The organism is Caulobacter sp. CCUG 60055 (assembly GCF_022750545.1).
GTDB lineage: Bacteria > Pseudomonadota > Alphaproteobacteria > Caulobacterales > Caulobacteraceae > PUIC01.
Genome location: NZ_PUIC01000003.1, coordinates 492,254 through 517,416 on the forward strand (window position 1 = coordinate 492,254; position 25,163 = coordinate 517,416).

Annotated in this window: 26 protein-coding genes; 9 read left to right on the forward strand and 17 right to left on the reverse strand. The window is 71.6% G+C overall.

Annotation, left to right across the window (positions count from 1 at the left end; genetic code table 11):
• Positions 1-3: 3 nt before the first annotated feature.
• Positions 4-738, reverse strand: a complete 735-nt coding sequence (locus C5708_RS07575) for a GGDEF domain-containing protein (RefSeq protein ID WP_242919512.1) — start codon at positions 736-738, stop codon at positions 4-6.
• 143 nt (positions 739-881) lie between these two features.
• Here C5708_RS07575 and purE point away from each other — a divergent pair, with 143 nt between their 5' ends.
• Together purE and C5708_RS07585 are read left to right on the forward strand one after the other, a co-directional pair.
• Positions 882-1,376: a 5-(carboxyamino)imidazole ribonucleotide mutase gene (gene purE / locus C5708_RS07580; RefSeq protein WP_242919514.1), complete on the forward strand. Its 495-nt coding sequence runs from the start codon at positions 882-884 to the stop codon at positions 1,374-1,376.
• Positions 1,377-1,383: 7 nt separating this feature from the next.
• Positions 1,384-2,463, forward strand: coding sequence for a 5-(carboxyamino)imidazole ribonucleotide synthase (locus C5708_RS07585; protein WP_242919516.1), 1,080 nt, complete (start codon positions 1,384-1,386; stop codon positions 2,461-2,463).
• A 48-nt stretch (positions 2,464-2,511) separates the two neighbouring features.
• Here C5708_RS07585 and C5708_RS07590 read toward each other — a convergent pair whose 3' ends face one another.
• On the reverse strand, positions 2,512-3,171 hold the full coding sequence (locus C5708_RS07590) for a COQ9 family protein (RefSeq protein WP_242919518.1): 660 nt from the start codon (positions 3,169-3,171) through the stop codon (positions 2,512-2,514).
• A 165-nt stretch (positions 3,172-3,336) separates the two neighbouring features.
• Here C5708_RS07590 and rpsU point away from each other — a divergent pair, with 165 nt between their 5' ends.
• Positions 3,337-3,570, forward strand: coding sequence for a 30S ribosomal protein S21 (rpsU, locus tag C5708_RS07595; RefSeq protein WP_091735317.1), 234 nt, complete (start codon positions 3,337-3,339; stop codon positions 3,568-3,570).
• Between the two features lie 129 nt (positions 3,571-3,699).
• Here the strand turns inward: rpsU and C5708_RS07600 are convergent, their stop codons facing one another.
• The 7 genes from C5708_RS07600 to C5708_RS07630 form a co-directional block, all read right to left on the reverse strand.
• Positions 3,700-5,040, reverse strand: a complete 1,341-nt coding sequence (locus C5708_RS07600) for an ABC transporter permease (RefSeq protein WP_242919520.1) — start codon at positions 5,038-5,040, stop codon at positions 3,700-3,702.
• On the reverse strand, positions 5,037-5,972 hold the full coding sequence (locus C5708_RS07605) for an ATP-binding cassette domain-containing protein (RefSeq protein ID WP_242919522.1): 936 nt from the start codon (positions 5,970-5,972) through the stop codon (positions 5,037-5,039). Before C5708_RS07605 ends, C5708_RS07600 begins: the two co-directional genes overlap by 4 nt.
• Before the next feature lie 36 nt (positions 5,973-6,008).
• On the reverse strand, positions 6,009-6,899 hold the full coding sequence (locus tag C5708_RS07610) for an alpha/beta fold hydrolase (protein WP_347567002.1): 891 nt from the start codon (positions 6,897-6,899) through the stop codon (positions 6,009-6,011).
• A gap of 197 nt (positions 6,900-7,096) precedes the next feature.
• Positions 7,097-8,509 carry an NAD(P)(+) transhydrogenase (Re/Si-specific) subunit beta gene (locus tag C5708_RS07615; protein ID WP_242919526.1) on the reverse strand — a complete coding sequence of 471 codons (1,413 nt, stop codon included), beginning with the start codon at positions 8,507-8,509 and terminating at the stop codon, positions 7,097-7,099.
• An 18-nt stretch (positions 8,510-8,527) separates the two neighbouring features.
• Positions 8,528-8,848: a proton-translocating transhydrogenase family protein gene (locus C5708_RS07620; RefSeq protein WP_242919528.1), complete on the reverse strand. Its 321-nt coding sequence runs from the start codon at positions 8,846-8,848 to the stop codon at positions 8,528-8,530.
• A 13-nt stretch (positions 8,849-8,861) separates the two neighbouring features.
• Positions 8,862-9,998 carry a Re/Si-specific NAD(P)(+) transhydrogenase subunit alpha gene (locus C5708_RS07625; RefSeq protein ID WP_242919530.1) on the reverse strand — a complete coding sequence of 379 codons (1,137 nt, stop codon included), beginning with the start codon at positions 9,996-9,998 and terminating at the stop codon, positions 8,862-8,864.
• 246 nt (positions 9,999-10,244) lie between these two features.
• On the reverse strand, positions 10,245-10,472 hold the full coding sequence (locus C5708_RS07630) for an aa3-type cytochrome c oxidase subunit IV (protein ID WP_242919532.1): 228 nt from the start codon (positions 10,470-10,472) through the stop codon (positions 10,245-10,247).
• 136 nt (positions 10,473-10,608) lie between these two features.
• Here C5708_RS07630 and C5708_RS07635 point away from each other — a divergent pair, with 136 nt between their 5' ends.
• The gene (locus tag C5708_RS07635) at positions 10,609-11,433 is read left to right on the forward strand and encodes an FkbM family methyltransferase (protein ID WP_242919534.1); all 825 of its coding nucleotides are present in this window, start codon (positions 10,609-10,611) and stop codon (positions 11,431-11,433) included.
• On the opposite strand, the gene C5708_RS07640 is transcribed toward C5708_RS07635, so the two are convergent.
• From C5708_RS07640 to C5708_RS07655, 4 genes are all read right to left on the reverse strand, one after another.
• Positions 11,430-12,374 carry an alpha/beta hydrolase gene (locus C5708_RS07640; RefSeq protein ID WP_242919536.1) on the reverse strand — a complete coding sequence of 315 codons (945 nt, stop codon included), beginning with the start codon at positions 12,372-12,374 and terminating at the stop codon, positions 11,430-11,432. The two genes, C5708_RS07635 and C5708_RS07640, sit on opposite strands and share 4 nt — an antisense overlap.
• 14 nt (positions 12,375-12,388) lie before the next feature.
• The gene (locus C5708_RS07645) at positions 12,389-12,853 is read right to left on the reverse strand and encodes a PaaI family thioesterase (protein WP_242919538.1); all 465 of its coding nucleotides are present in this window, start codon (positions 12,851-12,853) and stop codon (positions 12,389-12,391) included.
• A gap of 148 nt (positions 12,854-13,001) precedes the next feature.
• Complete coding sequence (locus C5708_RS07650; RefSeq protein WP_242919540.1) at positions 13,002-14,348, reverse strand: AarF/UbiB family protein; 1,347 nt, start codon at positions 14,346-14,348, stop codon at positions 13,002-13,004.
• Between the two features lie 184 nt (positions 14,349-14,532).
• Positions 14,533-16,323 (reverse strand): M3 family oligoendopeptidase, encoded by a 1,791-nt coding sequence (locus C5708_RS07655; RefSeq protein ID WP_242919542.1) that lies wholly within the window; start codon positions 16,321-16,323, stop codon positions 14,533-14,535.
• 226 nt (positions 16,324-16,549) lie between these two features.
• Here C5708_RS07655 and C5708_RS07660 point away from each other — a divergent pair, with 226 nt between their 5' ends.
• Positions 16,550-18,034, forward strand: coding sequence for a sigma-54 dependent transcriptional regulator (locus C5708_RS07660; protein WP_242919544.1), 1,485 nt, complete (start codon positions 16,550-16,552; stop codon positions 18,032-18,034).
• Positions 18,035-18,134: 100 nt separating this feature from the next.
• Here the strand turns inward: C5708_RS07660 and C5708_RS07665 are convergent, their stop codons facing one another.
• Positions 18,135-18,848, reverse strand: a complete 714-nt coding sequence (locus C5708_RS07665; protein ID WP_242919546.1) for a cell cycle transcriptional regulator TrcR — start codon at positions 18,846-18,848, stop codon at positions 18,135-18,137.
• Between the two features lie 140 nt (positions 18,849-18,988).
• The gene (locus C5708_RS07670) at positions 18,989-19,972 is read right to left on the reverse strand and encodes an NAD(P)H-quinone oxidoreductase (RefSeq protein ID WP_242919665.1); all 984 of its coding nucleotides are present in this window, start codon (positions 19,970-19,972) and stop codon (positions 18,989-18,991) included.
• A gap of 87 nt (positions 19,973-20,059) precedes the next feature.
• Here C5708_RS07670 and C5708_RS07675 point away from each other — a divergent pair, with 87 nt between their 5' ends.
• Positions 20,060-20,263 carry a DUF1192 family protein gene (locus C5708_RS07675; protein WP_121449816.1) on the forward strand — a complete coding sequence of 68 codons (204 nt, stop codon included), beginning with the start codon at positions 20,060-20,062 and terminating at the stop codon, positions 20,261-20,263.
• A 95-nt stretch (positions 20,264-20,358) separates the two neighbouring features.
• Positions 20,359-20,898 (forward strand): DUF1465 family protein, encoded by a 540-nt coding sequence (locus C5708_RS07680; protein WP_278253807.1) that lies wholly within the window; start codon positions 20,359-20,361, stop codon positions 20,896-20,898.
• Positions 20,899-21,031: 133 nt separating this feature from the next.
• Here the strand turns inward: C5708_RS07680 and rpmE are convergent, their stop codons facing one another.
• Positions 21,032-21,259 (reverse strand): 50S ribosomal protein L31, encoded by a 228-nt coding sequence (gene rpmE / locus C5708_RS07685; RefSeq protein ID WP_242919548.1) that lies wholly within the window; start codon positions 21,257-21,259, stop codon positions 21,032-21,034.
• Between the two features lie 140 nt (positions 21,260-21,399).
• Here rpmE and C5708_RS07690 point away from each other — a divergent pair, with 140 nt between their 5' ends.
• Positions 21,400-23,253: an ABC transporter transmembrane domain-containing protein gene (locus tag C5708_RS07690; RefSeq protein WP_242919550.1), complete on the forward strand. Its 1,854-nt coding sequence runs from the start codon at positions 21,400-21,402 to the stop codon at positions 23,251-23,253.
• 54 nt (positions 23,254-23,307) lie between these two features.
• Here the strand turns inward: C5708_RS07690 and C5708_RS07695 are convergent, their stop codons facing one another.
• Complete coding sequence (locus tag C5708_RS07695) at positions 23,308-24,603, reverse strand: hypothetical protein (protein WP_242919552.1); 1,296 nt, start codon at positions 24,601-24,603, stop codon at positions 23,308-23,310.
• Positions 24,604-24,700: 97 nt separating this feature from the next.
• Here C5708_RS07695 and C5708_RS07700 point away from each other — a divergent pair, with 97 nt between their 5' ends.
• Positions 24,701-25,159 (forward strand): hypothetical protein, encoded by a 459-nt coding sequence (locus tag C5708_RS07700; RefSeq protein WP_242919554.1) that lies wholly within the window; start codon positions 24,701-24,703, stop codon positions 25,157-25,159.
• The last annotated feature ends 4 nt before the right edge of the window (positions 25,160-25,163 follow it).

A 25,163-nucleotide genomic window follows, 5' to 3' on the forward strand; every position in this document is an offset into this window, starting at 1 on the left:
CGCCTATCCCGCCACGCGGCGGGCGCCGCGCTTGCGCGCGTACATGGCCGCGTCGGCGTCGGCGACGGCCTGTTCGGGCGACATGTCCGGATCGACCTGCCGCACCCCCCAGCTGACGTGCAGCGGCACCGACCACTCGCCGCACTGGGCCGGAACGGCCTCGACGGCGGCGGCCAGGGCGGCGGCCTTGGCCTTGGCGGCGGCCGCGTCGGCCTGCACCAGGATCACCCCGAACTCGTCGCCGCCCAGCCGTCCGACCACGTCGGACCCGCGCACGTTGGCGGCCAGCCGCTCGGCCACCGCCTTCAGGGCCGCGTCGCCCGCCGCGTGGCCGAAACGGTCGTTGACCGCCTTGAAGCCGTCGAGGTCGAAGAACACCACGCTGGCCGGGCCGCCGTAACGCTGGGCGAACACCGCCGCGCGGTTCAGCTCGCGCATGAAGGCGCGGCGGTTGAGCAGGGGCGTCAGGGCGTCGCGGTCGGCCAGGCCTTCCATCTCGGACAGCCGTCCCTTCAGCCGGCCGACCTCCTGGCGCAGCTCGTCGATCTCGGCCAGCAAGGTGGTCAGCGCCGCTTGCACCGGCGGCGTCAGGTCGGCCTCGGACAGGCCGAGGAACGAGGCGCTGTCGGCCGAAGCCGCGCTCGCGCCGCCGCCGGCGTGGGCCGCCGCCTCGGCCTTGAGCGCGACGCGACGGCGGACCGCCGCCAGCGGATCGGCCCGAACCCCGAGCAATTTCATGAGCCGTCCCCCCAGAATCGACCCGCACGCCATGCGTCGTGGCGAATCTTAACGGGATCGGTTGCGGGCGCAATGGCGGCGCCTATACTCCGCCGCCTTTCCAGGCGGGCTTTCCCGCGCGCGCCGGGACCAGGGGATGCAGCATGACCGAGCGCCAGGCGCCCGTCGCCATCATCATGGGCAGCCGTTCGGACTGGCCGACCTTGAAGGGCGCCGCCGACAGCCTCGACGCCCTCGGCGTGGCCTACGAGGCCAAGGTGGTCTCGGCCCACCGCACGCCCGACCGGCTCTACGCCTTCGCCAAGGGCGCGGCGGCGGCCGGCTTCAAGGTGGTCATCGCCGGGGCCGGCGGCGCGGCGCACCTGCCGGGCATGTGCGCCTCGATGACCGAGCTGCCGGTGCTGGGGGTGCCGGTGCAGTCCAAGGCGCTGAAGGGCCTCGATTCCCTGCTGTCCATCGTGCAGATGCCGGCGGGCGTGCCCGTCGCCACCCTGGCCATCGGCGAGGCGGGGGCCAAGAACGCCGGCCTGCTGGCCGCGCAGATTCTCGCCCTGTCGGACCCAGACCTCGCCCGGCGCCTGGCCGACCATCGCGCCGCCCAGACCGCCTCGGTGTCCGAAGCCGTCGAAGACGATTGAGCGTTCCATGAAACCGCTTTCCCCTGGCTCGACCATCGGCGTCCTCGGCGGCGGCCAGCTCGGCCGGATGCTGGCCCTGGCGGCGGCGCGACTGGGATTCGACGTCGTCGTCATGACGCCCAGGGCCGACGACAGCGCCGGGCGCGTGGCCGCGCGCACCATCGTCGCGCCCTATGACGACGACGCGGCCCTGGCGGCCCTGGCCGAGGTCGCCGACGTCGTCACCTTCGAGTTCGAGAACGTCCCGGCCGAGGTGGTCGGCAAGCTCCAGGCCCTCGGGGTCGAGACCGCGCCGGGGCCGCGCGCCCTGGCCGTGGCCCAGGACCGGGTCGAGGAGAAGACCTTCCTCAACGCGGTCGGGGCTCCCACCGTGGGCTTCGCCGTGATCGACGGCCCGGCCGACATCCTGCCCGCGCTCGACAAGCTGGGCGCGCCGGCCCTGCTCAAGACCCGGCGCGAGGGCTATGACGGCAAGGGCCAGACCTGGATCGAGAGCCACGCCGACGCCCACGCCGCCTTCGACCGCATCGGCCGCCGCCCGGCCATCCTGGAGGCGCGGGCCGATTTCGTGCGCGAGGTGTCGGTGATCGCCGCCCGGGGGCGCGACGGCGAGGTGGCCTGCTATCCCCTGGCCGAGAACCACCACGAGGGCGGCGTGCTGCGCCGCTCCAGCGCGCCGACCAAGGCCTCGGCCGCCACGGTCGAGCAGGCCGAGACCATCGCCGCCCGCATCCTGACCCGCCTCGACTATGTCGGGGTGATGGGGGTCGAGATGTTCGAGCTGAAGAGCGGCCGCCTGCTGGTCAACGAGTTCGCGCCCCGCGTCCACAACACTGGCCACTGGACCCTGGACGGCTGCGAGGTCGACCAGTTCGAGCAGCATGTGCGCGCCGTCGCCGGCTGGCCGCTGGGCCCCACCACCCCGCTCGCCCATGTCGAGATGGAGAACCTGCTGGGCGAGGAGGCCGACGCCTGGGCCCGGCTGGCGGCCGAGCCCGAGGCCCGCCTGTGGCTGTACGGCAAGGGCGAGGCGCGGGCCGGCCGCAAGATGGGCCACGTCAACCGCCTGCGGCCGCTGAAGGGCTGAGCCTCGGCGTCAGCGGTCGCCGGGGCAGGCCAGATAGTCGGCGGCGAATCAGGCCCGGCCGTAGCGCATCCGGCTGAGGGCCTCGGCCATCTCCTTCAGGTGGTCGGTCCGCTTGCGCGTCGCCTTCCATTTCTCGAAGGCCATGACGTTGTCGATGCGGGCGCCGACATAGGCCTTGGCCGCCTCGCGGCCGTTGGTCAGCCGCACCGCGGTGGCCGAGACCAGGATGCCGGCCAGGATCGCCCGCTTGGAATAGTGGTTTTCGTCGGTGGCGACGTCGCCGGCCCAGCGCCACAGGTGGTCGGCGCTCTCCCAGGCCAGGCGCAGGGCCAGCGGCAGGTTGAACGGCAGGGCCAGGAAGCCGGCGCAGCGGCGCAGGGCGGCCTCGTCGGCGGCGGCCGTCTCCAGCCGGGTCTCGACGCCGACGCGGATGCGCTCGCGGATCTTGAGGCCCTGCGGGTCGATCCCGGCCATGGCCGTCGCCGTCGCCGCATCGTGCCGCCGCGACAGCAGGGCGGCGAGGTCGCGAGGGCCTCCCGGCAGCAGCAGCTCGGCCTCGGCGGCGGTCAGGCCGCAATCGCGCGCGGCGCGGGCGACCAGGGCGGCGCTCCAGCCCGTGGCCGGCGCTGCGGCCACGGCGGCGTCGAGGAGACGTTGTTCGGTCTGCGTCGCCCAGTCGGCGGCGGGTTCGCTGTCATGGTCGGCCATTTCGTCAGTCTACACCGGCCTCGAGCGGCCGTCTCGCCATAGACATCAAGCCCGGCCTCTGGTATCAGCGCGCCCTCTAGCCCGAAGGACGCCCCTTCGGGTCCGAAGTTCTTGTTCGTTCCGCCCATCGCACACGAAGCGGAGCGCACAGAGGAGGACCTAGTCATCGTTCAGATTTTCGTGCGCGACAACAATGTCGACCAGGCGCTCAAGGCCCTGAAGAAGAAGATGCAGCGTGAAGGCTCGTTCCGCGAAATGAAGCGGCACGTCCATTACGAGAAGCCCTCGGAAAAGCGCGCCCGCCAAAAGGCGGAGGCCGTGCGCCGCGCCCGCAAGCTGGCCCGCAAGCGCGCCCAGCGCGAAGGCCTGATCGCCGCGCCGAAGAAGCCCGCTCGTTAAGCAGAACCGTGCGGCGCGGGCGAGCCCGCCCTGCGCCCTGTCTGCCCGGGACGGAACTAAAGCAAAGGCCGCGCAGAGAGAGTCTGCGCGGCCTTTGTCGTGCGCGGTCGCCGCCCGGCGGCGGCGGGCTCAGTCCGGGGCGCGGGTCTCGTCGCCGCGCCCGACCGATCCGATCAGGGCGCGCAGGCTGGGCCGGCCGCTGGACAGGGCCCCGGCCCGGAAGGCGCGTCCGGCGATCCACAGCACCAGCGCCGTGGCGGCGACCATCTCGATCAGCGTCAGGGCGATCTGCCAGGCCGGCGGATGGCTGGCCGCCCGCGCCGCCATCAGGAACGGCGTGAACGGCGGGACCCAGGACAGCGCCTGCAGCAGCGGGGCGTCGGGCCGGCTGATCGCCTGGCCCATGAAGATGATCGGGACGGCCAGGATCAGCATCACCGGGCCAAGCAGGGTCTGGGCGTCGCGGGTGGTCTCGCAATAGGCGCCGACGGCGGCGAACAGCGCCGCGTACATCAGGTAGCCGGCCACAAGGTAGGCGGCGAAATAGGCCAGCAGCCCGTGGCTCAGCAGCACGGCGGCGACGTCGCCCAGCAGGGCGGGGGCGAAATGGCCGAGCACCGCCGTCCCCATCGCCGCCCAGGCCGCCAGCACCGTGAAGGTGACGCCGGCCACGCCCAGGATCTTGCCGCCCATGATCTCGGTGGTCGAGGCCGAGGCCAGCAGGATCTCAAGGATGCGGCTGGATTTCTCCTCGATGACGCTGTTGAGCAGGATGCCGGCCCCGGTCATCACCGCCGACCACAGCAGCAGCCCCAGTCCGAAGCCGATCAGGCCGGGCAGGCGGTCGCGGTCGGTCACGGCCCCGCCGCCGGCGGCCTTGGGCGAGAAGGCGTGCATCTCGGGCCGCTCGGCCATCACCTTGGTGGCCAGCATCGGGTCCAGGCCCTGGGCCTGGAGGTTGACCCGCCGCATCCATTCGGACACCGCGTCCTGAACGTCGCGCGTCAGGTCGCGGTCGGCGACGTCGCGGCTCCAGACGTCGACGGCGATGCGGCCGTTGTTGCGATAGACCACGCCCGCCGCGTCGATGCGGCCGTCGCCGGGCGGGCGCGCGCCGCCGAGCAGGCGCTTGGCCTCGGCGCCGACGGCCTCGGGCGTGCGCGCCGCGCGCAGCGGCGCCGGCGGCGCGACCACCACATAGGCGGTCGAGGCCTTCAGCCGGTCTTCGACGGTGCGCCGCAGGGACAGCACCGGATCGTAGAGGCAGGTCTGCACCTCGGCCGGACAGTCGTCCGGGGTGGCGAGGTCGACGATGGTCAGCACCGGCTTGGGCGAGGATTTCTCCAGCAGGGCGGGGGCCTGGCTGCTGAGCGCCAGCACCAGGGGCATCAGGCACAGCGACAGCCAGAAGCCGACGGTGCGCACATAGGCCAGGTATTCGCGGACGGCGATGGTCAGCAGGCGGCTCATCGGGCGGCCTCCGGGCGGGCGCCGCCGGTCAGCACGATGAAGGCGTCGTACAGCGACGGCTCCCTCAGCTCGAAGCGGGTGAGGTCGAGGTCGCGGGCGAAGGCGGCGCGCAGGGCCTCCTGGCCCGAGGCCCCGGGGGCCAGCACGGCGGTGAGGCGCAGGCCGCCGTCCTCGCCCGGGGCCTGGGCCTCGACCGCGGCGACGCCGGGCAGGGCCAGGGCGTCGGCGGCGGTGACCGCGCCTTCGAGCAGCAGGGTGCGCGGCGCGGCCGACCGCGCCTCGAACAGGCCGCCGTCGAACACCTTGCGGCCGCGGGCGATCAGCACGACCTGGTCGCACAGCCGCTCGGCCTGCTCCATGACGTGGGTGGAGAACACTACGGTGGCGCCGTGGGCGGCCAGGCTCTTGAGGATGGCCTCCAGCGACATCTGGTTGACCGGGTCGAGGCCGGCGAACGGCTCGTCGAGGATGACCAGCTCGGGCTCGTGCGCCAGGGCCGCCAGCAACTGGACCTTCTGGGCCATGCCCTTGGACAGGGCCTTGATCGGCCGGCGCATGGCCTCGCCCAGCCCTTGCGCCTCCAGCATCGCCTCGGCGCGGCGGCGGGCCTTGGCGCGGGGCATGCCCTTGAGCTGGCTGAAGAAGGCGATGGCGTCGACCGGCGTCATGCGTCGGTAGAGGCCGCGCTCCTCGGGCAGGAAGCCGATGCGGTCGCGAACCTTGCGGGCGTCGCCGACGCCGAGCACGGTGATGGCCCCGTCGGTGGGGCGCGACAGGCCCAGGATCATCCGCACGGTCGAGGTCTTGCCCGCGCCGTTGGGGCCGAGGAAGCCGAGGATGCGGCCGGGAGAGGCCTCGAAGCTGAGGTCGCGCACGGCCTCGAAGTCGCCGTATCGCTTGGAAACGCCTTCCAGGCGCAGCGCAGCCGCCATCGTCGGCTCCCGAATCATACCGAAACGACAGTCCTATCAGGCGACGGGCGTCAGCGCGTCCCGCACATGATCGATGGCCTTCACAATCGCGTCGGCGTGATCGAGACCCAGCAGGCTGGCGTGGCTGGCGTCGGGGATGTTGGCGTAGGAGCCGTGCGCCGACGCGCGGGCGGGCGCGGCCTGGAGGTCCTTCCAGCCGCGGCGGCCGGCGCCGGTTCCGGCGGTGATCACCGCCACCGGCCATTCGGGACGGAACGGCCCGGCGGCGCGGGCCTGCTCGGCCGAGGCCGGCCACTGGCCGACCTCGTCGGCGGCCCAGCGGTTGTGCCGGGCCGAGGCGAAGGCCCAGCGCTTCTCGGGCTTGATCGCCGGCGGCAGGCCGATCTTGTCGCCGAACCAGGTGGCCACCAGCGGCTTGTAGAGCCCGGCCTGGGCGCCCCAGGCGGCCAGGCGCGACAGCGTCTCGAAGTGGCCGACGAAATCGCGCACCCGCTTGACGTCCATGGCCTCGGGGGTGGTGGCGTCGAGCAAGACGATCCCGGCGATCCGGTCGGGATTGCGGCCGGCGAACACGCGGGCGTGCAGCCCGGCCATGGAATGGCCGACCAGGATGAACGGGCCGGGCTCGTGCGCGGCGGCCAGCAGCTTCTCCAGGTCGCCGGCGGCGTGCAGGGCGTCGCGCGGCTCCGGGCCAGGGTCGGAATAGCCGAGGCCGGCCCGGTCATAGGCGCAGGACCGCTCGCCGCGCTCGGCCAGCCGCTGCTGCACCGCGCCCCAGTCGGCGGCGAAGCCGAAGGCGCCGGCCTCGAACAGCACGGTCGGACGCCCGCCCGCCGGGGGGCCTTCGCAGACGATGCGCATGCGACGGCCGTCGCCGATATCGATCATGCGCCCCCGCATCGGGGGCGCGCCCGCCAACGCGCTCATCAGGCCTCCAACCGCGACATAGGCCAGGAGGACAAGCGCCAACCCGGCGACGATCTTCGTCAGGAGCCTGAACATAGGGGCCTGTCTAGGCGTTCCATATGTCGCCGTCGCGACAAAAGGCGGGAAACTGCCGGTTCGCCGCTTTCCGCGTCCCGGATGGACGCGGAAAGTAAGTCCGGGCGGCGGCGAGGGGCGGTCTACAGCCCCTTGACGATGCCCTCGACCATCTTCTTGGCGTCGGCGAACAGCATCATGGTGTTGTCCTTGAAGAACAGCTCGTTCTCCACCCCGGCGTAGCCCGAGCCCATGCCGCGCTTGACGAACAGCACGGTGCGGGCCTTCTCGACGTCGAGGATCGGCATGCCGAAGATCGGGCTCTGCGGGTCGGTCTTGGCGGCCGGGTTGGTGACGTCGTTGGCGCCGATGACGAAGGCGACGTCGGCGGTCGAGAACTCGGAATTGATGTCCTCGAGCTCGAACACCTCGTCATAGGGCACGTTGGCCTCGGCCAGCAGCACGTTCATGTGTCCCGGCATGCGGCCGGCGACGGGGTGGATGGCGTACTTCACCTCGACGCCCTCGGCCTTGAGCTTGTCGGCCATCTCGCGCAGGGCGTGCTGGGCCTGGGCCACGGCCATGCCGTAGCCGGGGACGATGATCACCTTGGAGGCGTTCTTCATGATGAAGGCGGCGTCGTCGGCGCTGCCCTGCTTGACCGGCCGGGTCTCGACCTTGCCGCCGCCGCTCGCCGCCGCGTCGGCCCCGAAGCCGCCGAGGATCACCGAGACGAAGCTGCGGTTCATGCCCTTGCACATGATGTAGGACAGGATCGCCCCCGACGAGCCGACCAGGGCCCCGGTGATGATCAGGGTGGTGTTCTCCAGGGTGAAGCCCAGAGCCGCCGCCGCCCAGCCGGAATAGGAGTTCAGCATCGACACCACCACCGGCATGTCGGCGCCGCCGATGGGGATGATCAAGGTGATCCCGGCCAGCAGGGCCAGGGCGAAGATGGCCCAGAACGCCCACTTGGCCTGGCCGCCGCTGACCACCAGCACGACGATGAGGCCGACCAGGGCCAGGCCGATGGCGATGTTGATCAGGTGGCGGGTCGGCAGCAGGATCGGCGCGCCGCTCATGTTGCCGTTCAGCTTGGCGAAGGCGATCAGCGAGCCGGTGAAGGTGACGGCGCCGATGGCCACGCCCAGGGACAGCTCGATCAGGCTCTCCAGCTTGACCCCGTCGGCCGTGGCGATGCCGTAGGCGGCCGGGGTGTAGATGGCGGCCACGGCCACCAGGCAGGCGGCCAGGCCGACCAGGCTGTGGAAGGCGGCGACCAGCTGCGGCATGGCGGTCATCGGCACGCGGCGGGCGATCACCGCGCCGATCCCCCCGCCGACGGCGACGCCGGCGACGATCAGGCCCAGGGTCACGGCGTCCAGCGTTCCCTGGCCCCACAGGGTCCACAGGGTGACGCCGACGGCGATGGCCATGCCGATCATGCCGTTGCGGTTGCCGGTGCGGCTGGTCTCGGGGCTGGACAGCCCCCGCAGGGCCAGGATGAAGAGGACGCCCGAGACCAGATAGGCCAGGGCGGCGATGTTGGCGTTCATGGTTTCCCCCGGCCCCGCTTACTTCTGCTTCTTCTTGTACATGGCCAGCATCCGCTGGGTGACCAGGAAGCCGCCGAAGATGTTGACGGCCACCAGGCCGGCGGCCACGGCGCCGGCGGCCTTGGAGATCCACACCGAGGCGCCCGAGCCTTCGGCTCCGCCGCCATGGGCGGCGGCGGCCAGCAGGGCGCCGACGATGATCACCGAGGAGATGGCGTTGGTCACCGCCATCAGCGGCGTGTGCAGGGCCGGCGTGACGCTCCACACCACGTAGTAGCCCACGAAGATCGCCAGCACGAAGATGGCGAGGCGAAAGACGGTCGGGTCGACGGCTTCCATCGGCGCGGACTCCTCAGGCGGTCTTGAGAGCGGGGTGGACGATCTGGCCGCCCTGGACCACCAGGGCCGCCTTGAGGATCTCGTCCTCGAAGTCGGGGGCCAGGACGCCTTCCTTGTCGACCAGCAGGCCGACGAAGGCGGTCAGGTTGCGGGCGTAGAGGTTGGAGGCGTCGGCGGCGATCCGGCCGGGCAGGTTGGGAACGCCCGCGATCTTCACGCCGCCGACATCGGCGATCTCGCCGATCTTGGCGCCGGCCACGTTGCCGCCCTGCTCGATGGCCAGGTCGACGATCACCGAGCCCGGCTTCATCGAGGCCACCTGCTCGGCGCTGACCAGCTTGGGGGCCGGCCGGCCCGGGATCAGGGCGGTGGTGATGACGATGTCCTGCTTCTTGATGTGCTCGGAGATCAGCGCGGCCTGCTTGGCCTGGTATTCGGCGCTCATCTCCTTGGCGTAGCCGCCGGCGGTCTGGGCGTTCTTGAACTCCTCGTCCTCGACGGCGAGGAACTTGGCCCCCAGGCTCTCGACCTGCTCCTTGGTCGCCGGCCGCACGTCGGTGGCGGTGACGACGGCGCCCAGGCGGCGGGCGGTGGCGATGGCCTGCAGGCCGGCGACGCCGACCCCCATGATGAACACCTTGGCGGCGGCGACGGTGCCGGCGGCGGTCATCATCATCGGCAGGGCGCGGCCATAGGTCTCGGCCGCCTCGATCACCGCGCGATAGCCGGCGAGGTTGGCCTGGGACGACAGGGCGTCCATGACCTGGGCGCGGGTGATGCGCGGCACGAACTCCATGGCGAAGGCCGTGGCGCCCTGCTTGGCCAGGGCGTCGAGCAGCGCCCTGTCCTGGTGCGGGTTGAACAGGCCGATGACCAGGGCGCCGGGCTTGAGCGCGGCGATCTCCTCGCCGTCCAGGCCGCGCACCTTGAGCACGATGTCGGCGGCCTTCAGGGCGTCGGCGGCGGACTTGGCGATCGTCGCGCCGGCGGCCTGGTAGTCGGAATCAGGAAAGGAGGCCGCCGCCCCGGCGCCGCTCTCGACGACGAGGGCGAACCCGGCCGAGACCAGCTTCTTGACCGCCTCGGGCGTTACGGCGACACGGGTCTCGTCCGCTCGACGTTCCTTGGTGACGGCGATGCTTGCGGCCATACGGCTTCCCCTCCCGGCGTCCGCTTATGTTGAACGCTTGTTTAGGGGAGGTTCTTGCCCCTTGTCGAGCCCGACAAGGTTGCGTTGCGAAAAAATCTTGCTGCGATGCGGCGTTCGAAGCGCGTTCGAACCTTGTCGAGAACGCCGAAATCCGGATCGCCAGGCGGCCTGGCCCGCAACTGGAGCGGATCAGGCGCCCGATCGCGTTTCCCGAGACCGGATCGGGCGATCCGGTCTCGACGCGGCCTAGTGCTCGGCGGCGGGCTTGTCGCGCAGGACCGCGACGCCGACGGCCACCAGCACGACGGCCGGGATCAGGCCGCCGATGAAGCCGGCCGAGGTGCAGAACCACAGGGTCAGGGCCAGCACCAGGGCGGCGACGGCCAGCGAGCCCCACTTGGTCATGCCCATGAAGAAATCGTAGGTCGCGGACTGTTCCTGGATGTCCATTTCGCCGCGGTGATACTCGCCCATCGGTGCCAAGTCTCTCAGATGGATAAGGGGAATTCGCCTCGCCGACTACACGATCGGGGCCGCGGGCTCAAGACCGGGCCGTTGCCGCGGGCCGCGCGGCGGGCTAATCGCCACCTTCCTGCATCTGGAGAAGGCCATGAGCCGATCGGTCGCCCGCGCCCTGCACGGGATCATCAACGCCGTCGTGGCGCCGCAGAACCCCCGCCGCCGGGCCATGACCCTGGCGCGGCTGGTCGAGCGGCTGGACGGCGAGGCCGCGGCCGTGATCGACACCCGGCGCGGCGCCTTGAAGGTGCTGCCGCTGCGCGGCCCGCACCTGGCGGCCGCGGCCCTCGACTTCGAGCGCGAGGAGCCCGAGATGCTCGACTGGATCGACGCCATCGCCGCCGGCGAGACTCTGTGGGACGTCGGCGCGGCCACGGGGCTTTTCTCGATGTACGCCGCCCTCAAGCCCGAGGTGGCGGTGTTCGCCTTCGAGCCCAAGGCCACCAGCTTCGGGGTGCTGATCGAGCACCTGTCGCTCAACGGCCTGGGCGAGCGGGTGTTTCCCCTGTGCGTGGCCCTGTCCGACGAGACCGGCCTCACCCACCTGTCGCTGGCGGCGATGGCGCCGGGTTCGGGCGGCAATTCGGTCGGCGGCCAGCCCAACCAGTTCGGCGAGTTCCAGTCGGTGTTCAGCCAGGGCGTGCCGGCCTACCGCATCGACGACCTGCGCCAGGCTTTCGGCCTGGCCGCGCCCGACCACCTGAAGATCGACGTCGACGGGGTCGAGGGGCTGATCCTGGCCGGCGCGCCGCAGACCCTGCCCCTGGTCAAGAGCGTGATGGTCGAGGTCGAGGGCGAGAACGCCGCCGAGGCCGCCACCCGCATCGAGCCGCCGCTGCTGGCCGCCGGCCTGGTCGAGGATGTCGCCGTCCGCGCCAAGGGCTCGGGCCGCAACCGGCTCTACGTCCGCCGCTAGCTGGGGGACCAGCCGGCCAGCAGGCCGCGCAGGGCGGCGACGAAGGCCAGGGGCTGGTCGACCATGACGTGGTGGTCGGCGTCGGGAACCACCATGGTCTTCACGTCGGCGGGCATGCGGCCGAGCATGTAGTCGACTACCTCGTCGGTCATCAGGTTGGACCGTTCGCCCCAGATCAGGGCCGTCGGCGCCTTCATGGCCGGCAGCAGGTCGCCGAGGTCGCCCATGCGGAAATTGGTCCACAGCATGGGATCGAATTTCCAGGTCCAGCCCTCGCCGGAGCCGTCCTCCAGCGGCGCGCGCCTGAGCGAGCGGCGGGCGATGAAGTCGGCCACGAACGGGTTGTCGCAGCCCTGCGGCGGGGCGAAGCGGAAGCGGGCCAGCGCCTCCTCCAGGGTGGGATAGACGTTGTTGGGCCGCAGGCGCTGGGGCGGGCCGCGCCAGCGCTTCTCCGGGGGCTGCACGCTGGAATCGACCAGCACCGCCGCCCGCAGCCGCTCGGGGTGGTGGGCGGCGGCGTACATCAGCGGGAAGCCGCCGAAGGAGTGGCCGACCACCACCGGCCGCGCCCCGCCCGCCTCCAGGCCAGCGGCCTCGGCGGCGGCGAAGATCTCCTCGGCGAACACCGCGCCGGAATATTCCGGCCGCCAGTCCGAGCCGCCCATGCCCGACCACGAGATCGCCGCCACCCGCCAGTCGGCGGCGAAGAACGGCGCGATGAAGCTCCACCAGTCGGCGTGGGCGCCGTTGCCGTGCAGGAAGAGAAGGCCCGGCTTGCCGACCTCGCCCCAGGTCAGGAGTTCGATCCCGGCCCCGGAGACCGGGATGCGCCGCCGCTCCGGCGCCTGGGCGATCGCCTGCTGGAACCAGCGGGGCGCCTCGGGCGTCTCGCCCCGGAAGCGGGCCAGCGGGGCCGGAAACGGCGTCTGATCGTCGGCCATGTCTGCTCCCCGCCCTAGCCCTGGAAGGCTTTCTCGCCCGGACGGGGCGCGCGCTCGCGCAGGGCCTTGAACACCCCCGTCCCGGTCATCAACATCCGCTCGCCGGCCCAGATGCGGCCGCGCACGGTGAACACGCCGTCGCTCTCGCCCAGCAGTTCGCCCGCGCCCTCGACCCAGTCGCCCAGCCGGGCGCCGGACAGGAAGTCGCAGGTCAGCCGCACCGTGACCCACGACACCGACCGCTCGACCGAGACGACGCGGCCCCAGGCCATGTCGGCGAAGCTCATCAGCATGCCGCCATGACAATTGCCCAGGCCGTTGGTGTGGTGCTCCTCGACCCGGAAGCCCAGCACGTCGCCTCCGTCGCCGTGACGGTGGTAGAGCGGGCCGATCTGGCGGCCGAACCCGCGCGTCCACGGCAGCACCTCGTAGCCCTCGGGCACGACGGCGGTCTGGGTGGCGGTGAGATCGTCGGACATGCGGCCAGCCTTCAAACGTCCGTTCGGACTAGACCCCCGCCGCGGCGGACACAAGCCTGACGCCGGGGAAGCCGCTCCGGCGTCGTCAGCCCGGCCGGAGCGCCCGAAGGGCGAGCTTTCCGGGATGACAGCGAAGAGAGGCGCGGCCTTAAGCCAGCCCGACCGCCGCCAGCGCCGCCGTCTGGCGCGCCGCCAGGGCCTCCTCCGAGAAGCCCTCTAGCGAGGCGTTGAACAGGGCGTGCCAGTTGTGCTCGGCGTGCAGGTGCAGGAAGGCCGCGCCCAGGCCGATGGCCGCCCGGTCCATGAACACGAACTCGCGCGGGATGGTCACGGGCCCCTTTTCCTTCAGGGCCTGGCGCACGCGATAGGCTTCGCGGCGGCCATAGGCGCCGGGGGCGACGCCGTCGGCGACGGTGCGCTTGCGGTCGTCGAGCAGCGGGCCGTAGATGAAGCGGGCCCAGACGTTGAGCACGTCGACCAGGTCGTCGTTCAGGCGTGAGAAGCCCCAGCTGCGATAGGCCTCGACCTGCTCGGCCCGATCGTCCTTGAGCAGGGCGCGATAGAGCCTCACCACGCCGGCGACGAAGCGCGGCGGGAAGATGCGCACGCAGCCGAAGTCGAGCAGGTTCAGCCGCCCGGCGTCCTCGGTGAAGGTGTAGTTGCCCAGGTGCGGGTCGCCATGGATGACGCCCAGGGTGGTCATCGGCGTCCACCAGGCCTCGAACAGCCGCCTGGCGATGCTGTCGCGGGTCTCCTGCGGGGCGTCCTTGAAGGCCATCAGGCCGCGGCCGTCCAGCCAGTTCATGGTCAGCAGCCGGCGGGTCGACAGGGTCGATTCGGGAACCGGCACGGCGATGTCGTCGCGGCCGGAAAAGAAGCCGGCGTAGAGCGCCATGTGCTTGGCCTCGCGCTCGTAGTCCAGCTCCTCGCGCAGGCGCTCGGATATCTCCTCGATGATCTGGCTGGGGTCGATCGAGCCGTCCATGCGCTTGAACAGGGCGAACACCGCCCGCAGCTGGGCGAGGTCGCTTTCGACCGCGCTCTGCATGTCGGGATATTGCAGCTTCACCGCCAGCGGCCGGCCGTCGAGGCTGGTGGCGCGATGGACCTGGCCGAGCGAGGCGGCCGCCGCCGCCTCATGCTCGAAGCTTCCGAAGCGCGCCTGCCAGTCGGCCCCGAGTTCGGCGGCCATGCGCCGGCGCACGAACGGCCAGCCCATGGCCGGGGCGTTGGTCTGCAGCTCGGCCAGCTCGGCGGCGAACTCCGGCGGCAGCATGTCGGGCACGGTGGCGAACATCTGGGCCGCCTTCATCAGCGGCCCCTTCAGCTTGCCCAGCGCCTCCTTCAGCGCCTTGGCGTTGCGGGCGTCGACGTCGTCGCCGCCGAACAGGCGGTTGCGGCCATAGGTCGCCGCCGCCCCCGACAGGCCGACGCCGACCTTGGCGAAGCGGCCGATGCGGCCGGCCAGGCGGTTACGCTCGGGATCGTCGGTCATGACAACGCTCCCGCTTCCCTCTCCCTCGATGGGAGAGGGGCAGGGGTGAGGGTGAAGGCAGGGCGTTTCAGGAAGAGATCGGGAGGCGCTCCGCCGGATCGTGAATGATTCTGCGGCGCCGTGGCCGCACCCCCATCCCAACCCTTCCCCCATCGAGGGGGAAGGGCTTTGGCGTGGCGACGCGTCACGTCAGGGCCTCGAATTCGTCGACCAGCCGTTCCAGCCGCGCGCAGCCCGCCTGCCAGAACGCCTTCTCGCGCGGATTGAGGCCGAACGGCTTCAGCGCCTCGACATAGGTGCGGGTGCCGCCGGCGGCGAGCAGGTCCTCGTACAGCGGTGCGAAAGCCGCCGGGTCCTGGCGGCGCTTCTCGGCCAGGGCCTCGACCAGCAGGTTCCCGAACGCGTAGGCGTACACGTAGAACGGCGCGTGGGCGAAGTGGCTGACATAGGCCCAATAGTGCTCATAGCCGGGATTGAGCGTGATGGCCGGGCCTAGGCTTTCGGCCATCGTCTCCAGCCACAGGGCGCCGATCTGGTCGGGGGCCAGCTCGCCCTCGCGGCGGGCGTCGTGGAAGCGGGTCTCGAAGCGGTGGAAGGCGATCTGCCGCACCACGGTGTTGAGGCTGTCCTCGATCTTGCCGGCCAGCAGGGCGCGGCGCTCGGCCCCCTTGGCCTCGGCCAGCAGGCGGTCGAACACCAGCCCCTCGCCGAAGATCGAGGCGGTCTCGGCCAGGGTCAGCGGCGTGTCGGCCAGAAGGGTGCCCAGCGGCGCGGCCAGGGTCTGGTGCACGGCGTGGCCCAGTTCGTGGGCCAGGGTCAGCACGTCGCGCCGCTCGCCCATGTAGTTCATGAACACATAGGGGTGCCGCTCGGCCGTCACCGGGTGCGAATAGGCGCCCGACTGCTTGCCGGGGCGCGGGCGCGCGTCGATCCACGGCTTGTCGAAGAAGGTCTCGGCCGCGGTCGCGAACTTCGGCGCCAGCTCGGCGAAGGAGTCGAGCACGACCGTCCGGGCCTGGCTCCAGTCGTAGCGGACCGGCTCGGCCGTATCGAGCGGGGCGTTGCGGTCCCAGTGGTCCAGGGTCTCGCGGCCCATGGCCTTGGCCTTCAGCGCATAATAGCGGTGCGACAGGCGCGGATAGGATTCCACCACCGCCGCCTCCAGCGCCTCGACCGCGTCGGCGTCGACCTCGTTGGCCAGGTGGCGCGACTGGGCGGGGGTCGCGTAGCGGCGCCAGCGGTCCTCGACCTGCTTTTCGAAGGCCAGGGTGTTGAGCGCCAGCGCCAGGACCGGCGTGCGTTCCTCCAGCGCCAGGGCCAGGCCCTCGGCGGCCTCCTTGCGCCGCGCCGCGTCCGGGTCGGACAGGCGGTTCAGCGTCTCGGGCAGGGTCAGATGTTCGTCGCTGACCTCGGCGGTCAGCCGGCCCAGGGTCTCGTCGAACAGGCGGATCCAGTTGCCGACGGCGGGGGAGCGGTCGACCAGCAGGCGCTCCAGGTCGGACGACAGCTCGTGCGGCCGGGTCAGGCGCACGCGGCGCAGCCAGGGCCGCCAGCGGGCCGCCGCCGGATGGGCGGCCAGGGCGGCGTCGATCTCGGCCTCTTCGAGCTCGTTCAGCTCCAGGGTGAAGAAGATGCTCTCGGCGGCGATGGCCGACGACTTGGCGCGGATGTCGGATTCGAACTTGGCCCAGGCCGGGTCGTCGCGGGCGGTCGAGGCGGCCAGCGCGCCATAGGCGCCGACCGACCACAGCCCGTTGGTCGCCGTCTCGTAGAGGCCGACGCCTTGCTCGATCAGCGCGCCCAGGCGCGGCGGCTTGGCGCGGGCGGCGACGAAGGCGCCCTTGAGCGCGACCAGGGCGTCGTTGGCGGCCTTGGCGGCGGCCAGGTCGGCGGCGATGCGGGGGTCGTCCCGGCCGGCGTAGAGGTCGTCGAGGCGCCACTCGGGCAGGGCGTCGGTCTTGAGGGGAGCGTTCATGCGTTTCGATATAGCGTGTCGGCCGGCGTCATGCTCGCCCGCGGCGGCGAAAATCCGCCGTCGGGCGGGGCGTCATGGTTCCCGTTTCCTTTCACCCGGCGGCGGCCGTTAACGCGGGACTCAGGTCTCCTCAACCCGCCCTTTACCCCGGCCCGGTACAACCGTCCCAAAATGAGCCTGATCCGTCACAGAAGCGGACAGGCGTGATGGTGCAGGGTGTCTGACAATGACCAAGACGGTGCTCGTCGTCGATGACGATCCGACCCAGCGTCGGCTGATCCAGGCCGTGCTCGAGCGCGAGGGCTTCGGCGTCTCGCACGCCGAGACCGGCGAGCAGGCCATCGACGCCCTCGTGGCCGGCCAGCCGGCCGACGTGATCATGCTCGACCTGGTGATGCCGGGCCTGGGCGGCCAGGCGACCTTGGCCGAGCTGCGCCAGCGGGGCTTCTCCCAGCCGGTGGTGGTGCTGACCGCCACCGGCGGCATCGACACGGTGGTCCAGGCCATGCAGGCCGGGGCCCAGGACTTCTTCGTCAAGCCGGCCGCACCCGAGCGCATCCTGGTCTCGATCCGCAACGCCCTGCAGATGGGCGACCTGCGCGTCGAGGTCGACCGCCTGAAGAAGCGCACCAGCGGCCGGGTCGGCTTCGACGAGCTGATCGGCGGTTCGCCGGCCATGACCCAGGTCAAGCGCATGGGCGAGCGGGCGGCCAAGACCTCGATCCCGATCCTGATCCTGGGCGAGAGCGGCGTCGGCAAGGAGCTGATCGCCCGCGCCGTGCACGGCTCGTCCGAGCGCGCCGGCAAGCCGTTCGTGGCGGTCAACTGCGGCGCCCTGCCCGAGAACCTGGTCGAGTCGATCCTGTTCGGCCACGAGAAGGGCTCGTTCACCGGCGCGGTCGACAAGCACCTGGGCAAGTTCCAGGAAGCCAACGGCGGCACCCTGTTCCTCGACGAGGTCGGCGAGCTGCCGCTCGACATCCAGGTCAAGCTGCTGCGGGCCCTGCAGGAGAGCGAGATCGATCCCGTCGGCGCCAAGCGGGCGGTGCGGGTCGACGTGCGCATCGTCTCGGCGACCAACCGCGACCTGGCCCAGGCCGTCGCCGAGGGCCGGTTCCGCGAGGACCTGTTCTATCGTCTCAACGTCTTTCCCATCGACGCGCCGTCCCTGCGCGAGCGCCGCGAGGACATCCCCGCCCTGGTCGAGGCCTTCGTGCGCCGCTTCAACATCGAGGAAGGCAAGCGGGTGGTCGGGGCCACGGCCGAGACCCTGGCCCTGCTGGCCGCCCACGACTGGCCGGGCAATGTCCGCCAGCTCGAGAACGCCGTCTATCGCGCCATCGTCCTGGCCGACGCGCCCTATCTGCAGCCGCACGACTTCCCGGCGGTGTCGGGCCTGAAGCCGCCGATGGACGATCTGGTCCGTCCGGCGCCGGCGGCCGCCTTGCCGGCGATCGGCGCGCCCGACGGCCTGCCCACCGCCGAGCAACTGCTGGCCGAGATGCCGGTCGACGCGCCGGTGCGCATCCTCGACGAGCGCGGTCATCTGCGCACCCTGGAGGAGATCGAGCGCGACCTGATCCAGCTCGCCATCGAGATCTACGCCGGCCACATGAGCGAGGTCGCCCGCCGTCTCGGCATCGGCCGCTCGACCCTCTATCGCAAGGTCCGCGAGCAGGGCCTGGAAGACGTGCTCAAGGAAGCCGGCTGACCCTCCCCCTTGGCGAGCGTGAGGGGCGTCGCCGCCGCATGAAAAAACCCTCCCGGCCTTGGGCGCGGGAGGGTTTCGACGTCTTTGGCGTGCGAGGCGCTTAGTCCTCGTCGTCGTCGTCGTGGGCCGGGCTGGACGAGCCGAACACGCTGTCGATGGTCGGCTCGGCGCGACGGCCGCCGTGGCGGTGGTCCTCGTCGTCCTCGATCTCGGGCTCTTCGGCTACGGTCTCGGCGGCGGGGCGCAGGCTCGGCCCGTCGACGATGCCGCGCTTGGCGTCGTCCTTGGCCTTCTTTTCAGCCGCCTTGCGCACCAGGGCGTCGAGGTCGAGCTGGCCGACCAGGCCCAGCGTCACCGGGTCGACCGGCTTGATGTTGGCCGCGTTCCAGTGGGTGCGGCCGCGCACCTGCTCGATGGTGGCCTTGGTGGTGCCGAGGATCTTGGAGATCTGGGCGTCGGTCACTTCCGGGTGGTTGCGCAGGAACCAGGCGATGGCGTCCGGACGGTCCTGGCGGCGCGAGACCGGCGTATAGCGCGGCGCCTTCTTGGCCGGCTTCAGCAGCTCGGCGTGACGCGACTTCTGCGCCTTCATGCGGTAGTTCGGGTTGGCCTGGGCCGCGTCGAGCTCCTCGCGGCTGAGCTGGCCGTTGGCGATCGGGTCGGCGCCGCGGATGTCGCGCGCCACTTCGCCGTCGGCGATGCCCTTCACTTCGAGATGGTGCAGGCCGCAGAAGTCGGCGATCTGCTCGAAGGTCAGCGAGGTGTTGTCCACCAGCCAGACGGCCGTCGCCTTGGGCATCAGGATGTCGGTCATGGCTCTAGCGAGGCTCCAGAAATGACGGCGCCCGGCCTTTCGGCCGGGCGGGTATGTAACCGGAACATATAATGCGGTTCCGTCGCCAAGGGAAATGCCGAATCGAGTCAGCGGGTTCCCTGGCCTCGGACGCGGGCGGCTCAGGCGGTCAGCATCACCTTGCCGACATGGGCGCCGCCCTCCAGGTGGGCGTGCGCCCCGGCCGCCTCGGCCAGGGGGAAGACGGCGTCGATCACCGGGCGCAGCCGGCCGGCGGCGATCCATGGCCAGGCCGTCGCCTCGACGGCGGCCGCCAGCCGCGCCTTCTCGTCGGCGTCGCGGGGGCGCAGGGTGGAGCCGGTGACCACGACGCGCTTTTGCATGACGCGCATGATGTTCATCTCCACCGTCGGGCCGGCCTGGGCGGCGATGTGGACCAGCCGGCCGCCGAGGTTCAACGCCTCGATGTTCCTGGCGAAATACGGGCCGCCGACCATGTCGAGGACGACGTCGGCGCCGCCGGCCGCCCTGGCCGCCTCGACGAAGTCCTCGGCCGAGGCGTCGACGGCGACGTCGGCGCCCAGGCGGCGGGCGACCTCGGCCTTGTCGGCGCCGCGGGCGGTGGCGATCACCTTGGCGCCGGCCGCCTTGGCCATCTGGATGGCGGCGACGCCGATGCCGGAGGTGGCCCCATGCAGCAGCAGCGTCTCGCCGGCCTTCAGCGCGCCGTGCTCGAACACGTTGGCGTAGACGGTGAACACCGTCTCGGGCAGGGCGGCGGCCTCGGTCAGGTCGAGGCCGTCGGGGATCGGCAGGGCGTGGCGGGCGTCGACGCGGGCGTATTCGGCGTAGCCGCCGCCGCCCAGCAGGGCCGTGACCCGGTCGCCGACCTTCCAGCGGACCGCGCCCGGTCCGGTCGCCGCCACCTCGCCGGCGGCCTCCAGGCCCAGGGTCTCCGGCGCGCCGGCCGGCGGCGGATAGAGACCCATGCGCTGGAGCAGATCGGGACGGTTCACCCCGGCCGCGCGAACCCGGATCAGGATTTCGCCCTGGCGGGGCGCCGGCGTCTCGATTTGAATCGGATGCAGGTCGGCGGCGGCGCCCTTGCCGCCCCTCACGGCGATGGCGGTCATGGTCTGCGGGATCATGCCATCCTCTCGAAACTTGCGCATTGGGCCAGTCAGGCGTCAGATAGCGGCCCCTTGCAACGGAGGAAAGGGAGGGCTTGAACGATGTTGGACGAACCGGTCGGCCCACGGTCCGCGCGCGGCGAAGCCCTGGTCGCCCTGGCGCGCGAGGATCTGGACCTCTATGGGGTCGAGGAGCTTGAGGAGCGCATCGAGCGGCTGACCGCCGAGATCGAGCGCACCCGCGGCCGGCTCGAATTCAAGCGGGCGGGGCGCGCGGCCGCCGACGCCCTCTTCAAGCAGAGATAGCTGGGGATGACGGCGACGCCCCAGGCCCGGTTGGCACGAGGGTTGCAGCCGGGGGGCCGTGTGCGAACGATTTCCCAGCCTGGAGGTAGGGGCGAATGACGATCGAAGTCGGCGGCGAGATGGTCGCCCCTGAGCCGGGTTTGTGGCGAGCGGGGGTGGTGCAGGACTTTGCTCGCTCCGAGCTGTTCGACCATACCTTCGAGGAGGGCATGGAGCTGGTCGAGGAGACCGCCGCCTATCTCGACGGCGCCGGTCGCCATGATTCCAAGATGCTGTCGCGCGGCGCGGCCCTGGCCTACGCCTCGGAGAGCATGCGCCTGACCACCCGGCTGATGCAGGTGGCCTCGTGGCTGCTGGTCCAGCGGGCGGTGCGCGAAGGCGACATGAACCCCGTCGACGCCTGCGACGACCGCTATCGCCTCGGCGCCCAGGAAGTGTGCCAGGCCCAGCCGGTCGAGGGCGCCGACGACCTGCCGGGCGGGCTCCTGACCCTGCTGGCCAGGTCCGAGCGCCTCTATGAGCGCATCCTGCACCTGGACCGCCGCATGTACGTGGAGACCGCCGCGGCGCGGACCGCGCCGCACCCGGTGCTGTCCCAGATGGAGAAGCTGCAGGCGGCCTTCGGCGGCTCCTAGGCCGCCCCGCCTCCGCCCCGCGCCGACGCGGGGCGGCGACCGGCGAGAACGCCGGCGAGAACGAAACCAGGCAAGAAAAAAGCCGGCCGCATCGGATGCGGCCGGCTTCTCAGCCCCAGGCGCTGGGAGCGCCTTACTTTTTACCCGTGAACGCGCCGAACTTGGCGTTGAAGCGCGACACGCGGCCGCCGCGGTCCAGAAGCGTCTGGTTGCCGCCGGTCCAGGCCGGGTGGGTCTTCGGGTCGATGTCGAGGTTCAGCGTCGCGCCTTCCTTGCCGTAGGTCGAGCGCGTCTGATAGGTCGTCCCGTCCGTCATCACCACGGTGATGAAGTGGTAGTCGGGGTGGGTGTCTTGTTTCATGGCGATGTCCAACCGACTTAAGGCGGGCGCGGAACGGAAAACGACCCGCCGTCATGGGCGGGCCAATGAAGATGCGCGGCTATACAGAAACCCGGGCCGGATGGCAAGGGCGAGCTGGAGCGGCGGGCTGAAGGAATTGCATGACTGACGTGAACGGATCGGCCCCCGAGGCCGCCGGCCGCCCCGGCGCCGGCGCGGTGCTGGCCGCCCAGCTGGCCGAGCAGTCCCAGAAGCGCGAGCGCCAGCGCGACCTGCGGCCGCTGGCCCGCCTGCTGCCGTTCGTGCGCGGCCACGCCCCCGACGCCGTCGCCGCAGTGTTCTTCCTGCTGCTGTCGACCGGGGCGACGCTGGCCCTGTCGGCGGCGTCGCGCTGGGTGGTCGACCACGGCTTCCAGGGCGGGGCGATGAAGACGGTCAACCAGGCCTTCCTGGTCCTGGCCGTCGACCTGGCGGTGCTGGCCGTGGCCACGGCGCTGCGCTTCTTCTTCGTCACCCGCCTGGGCGAGCGGGTGGTCGCCGACCTGCGCAAGGCGGTCTACGACCACGTCCTGCGCCTCGATCCGGGGTTCTTCCTCAAGACCCGCACCGGCGAGGTGCTGTCGCGGATGACCACCGACATCGCCATCGTCGAGACCATGGTCGGCTCGGGCGCCTCGATCGCCCTGCGCAACGGCCTGTCCCTGATCGGGGCGGTGGTGATGCTGGTGGTGGTCAGTCCCAAGCTGGCCGGCTTCATCGTGCTGACCGTGCCGCTGGTGCTGGCGCCGCTGTTCTTCTTCGGCCGGCGTGTGCGCAAGCTGTCGGTCAGCGCCCAGGACCGCTTCGCCGACGCCGTCGGCTACGCCGGCGAGAGCCTCGACGCCCTCGACACCGTCCAGGCCTTCGGCCGCGAGCGCGCCGCCTCGGCCCGGTTCGGCGAGGCGGTGGAGCTGGCCTTCAAGACCTCGGTGCGCCGCATCCGGGCCCGCGCCGTCATGACCGCCCTGGTCATCGCCGCCGTGTTCGGCGGCGTGGCCCTGGTGTTGTGGACCGGCGCCCACGCCGTCCTCGTCGCCAAGACCATGACCTGGGGCACGCTGATCCAGTTCGCCATACTGTCGATCATGGCCGCCGGCTCGGTCGGCTCGCTGGGCGAGGTCTGGGGCGAGGTGCAGAAGGCGGCGGGGGCCATGCAGCGGATATCCGAGCTGCTGTCGGCCCGCCCGGGCATCGCCCCGCCGGCGACGCCCGTCGTCATGCCGACGCCGCCGCGCGGCGAGATCTCCTTCGAGGACGTCACCTTCGCCTATCCCGGCCGCCCGGACCTGCCCGCCCTGCGCGGCTTCTCGCTGGCGGTGCGGCCGGGCGAGACCGTGGCCCTGGTCGGGCCGTCCGGCGCCGGCAAGAGCACGGTGCTGCGCCTGCTGCTGCGCTTCTACGATCCCCAGGAGGGCGTGGTGCGCCTGGACGGCGTCGACCTGCGCGACGCCGATCCCGCCGACGTGCGGGCGCGGCTGGCCCTGGTGGCCCAGGACGCGCCGCTGTTCTCGGGCTCGGCCCTCGACAACCTGCGCTTCGGCCGCGAGGGCGCCGGCGACGACGACCTGAGGGCGGCCGCCCGCGCGGCCGAGGCCGACGGCTTCCTGTCGGCCCTGCCCGAGGGCTACGACACCCCGATCGGCGAGCGGGCCAAGACCCTGTCCGGCGGCCAGCGACAGCGCCTGGCCATCGCCCGCGCCCTGGTCCGCGACGCGCCGGTGCTGCTGCTCGACGAGGCGACCAGCGCCCTCGACGCCGAGAACGAGCGGCTGGTGCAGCGGGCCCTGCACGACGCCATGCGCGGCCGCACCACCCTGGTCATCGCCCATCGGCTGGCCACCGTGCTGCGCGCCGACCGCATCGTGGTCATCGACGAGGGGCGGGTGGTCGAGGAAGGCGCCCATGGCGAGCTGTTCGCCCGCGGCGGCCTCTACGCCAAGCTGGCCAAGCTGCAGTTCGCCGCCGACGCGGCCTGATCTTTTCTTAAGTCCTCCCCCGCGCGCGGGGGAGGACAGGCAGGGCTCGCCCGTTCACCGTCCGCCCGTCAGGTCCGCCGGCACGGTCGGCTCGGAGATCACCGCCGCCATCGCCTTCCAGCGCGCCGCCGGGTCGGGGCCGGCGGCGTCGACATGGTCGCGCACCATGTCCTGGCCCAGGCCGTAGTTGATGACGTAGCTGCGGTACTTGTCGATGAAGCTCAACGACTGCTCGGCGCGCGGGCGCGACAACAGCTGGTAGGTCTGCAGCAGGTCCAGCGCCCTGGCCTTGTCGATGCGGCCGGCCAGATAGTCGGCGGCGATGGTGAAGCGGGCGCCGGACAGGGCCTGGACCGCGCGGACCAGCTCCAGGTAGCGCCCGGCCTGGGCGGGATCGAGCCCGGCCAGGGGATACAGCGTCCCGGCCTCGAAGGCGCGGCGCTCGTCGCCGGGGAAGGCCAGGTCGATGCCGAAATTGGCCGAGCCCTCGGCGATCAGCGACTGCGGCGAGAACAGCGGATAGACGGTGAACTCGATCCAGCCGCGGCCCTTGGCCAGCTTCTCCTCGAGCAGCATGTTCAGCACGTGGTGGCCGGGATAGCCCTCGTGGCAGCCGAGGTCGACGGCGCGGCTGATGCGGATGGGGAAGTCGGTGTTGACCTGGATCAGGCTGGTCGCGTTCCCCTTGTACCAGTTGTAGCCAGACCAGGGCTGGTTCTTGACGAACTCCAGGGTGAAGGTCTCGTTCGCCGGCAGGGCGACGTGGGCGACCGTGCGGCGGCGGCACTCGGCGATGGCCGCGCGCATCACCGCGTCCAGCTTGTCGGTCGGAATGACGAAGCGGTCGTGGAAGGCCTCGACCCGCGACCACAACGGCCCCTCGCCGGGGACCAGGGCGTCGATCTTCTTCAGGACCGGATCATAGGCGCCGAGCGGCTTGAGGGTCGGGCGCGCGGCGAACAGGCCTTTAGCCTCGTCCTCGAAGCTGAACCTGGTCCCCGACAACATATCGAGCCGGGTCTCAGCGGCCTTGAGCTGGGCGGCGAGGAAGGTCCGCCGCCGGCGCTCGATCGGCGACGACTTGGCCGGGGCGACCGCCTTGACCGCCGCCTCCAGGCGCAGGGTCTCGGCCTTCAGCGCCGCCAGGTCGCGCGGATGGGCCTTGGCCTGGGCGGCCCAGTCGGCGGGGCCGTAATAGGCGTCGACATAGCCGGGATCGCGCTCGCCGATCTCCAGGGTCAGGCGCACATAGTCGCGGGCGATCCCGTCGAGCCGGCCTTGCTTGGCGGCCAGGGCGGGCGTGGCGACGATCAGCGCGGCGGCGGCGAGGCTAAGGAGGCGGACGAGCATGCGAGGTCCTGGAGGGCGAAGGGACAGGCGCGGACTATTCCGCGCCGCCCGGCGCCAGGCAAGCGTCGCAAGCCCTGGCGCAGACGGCGCGGGCGTGATGCAATGGGCTCCTCGCAAGCTGTGGATGGCCGCCATGGTCCGCGCCCGCCCCAAACATCGCGTCTTCATGGTCGTCCTGGCGCTCGGCGTCGCGACGGCCACGGGTTCCGGCCCGGCCTGGGCGCAGGCCTCGGCCCCGCCGGGCGATCTCCAGACGCCGCTTCAGCGGGCCCTGGCAACGGCGTCGGCGATCGGGCCGTCGAAGCCGGCGGGCGTCCCGGCCTACTCGCCCATGCCCCAGGACCAGGCCGATCGCCTGCGCCAGGCCGACGCCTTGCGCGCGGCGGGCGTGGTCAGCACCAGCCTCGACCGGCGGTTCGAGCGGTCCTCGGCCACCGGGTCGGTGGGGTTCCTGTGCGGTCGCCAGCCCTATGCCGGCGACGACGGCGCGGCGTCCGCCCACGGCAGCGACCCCGAGGGCCGTTTCCTGGGCGCCAAGCTGAGCTTCGGCTTCTGAAGGC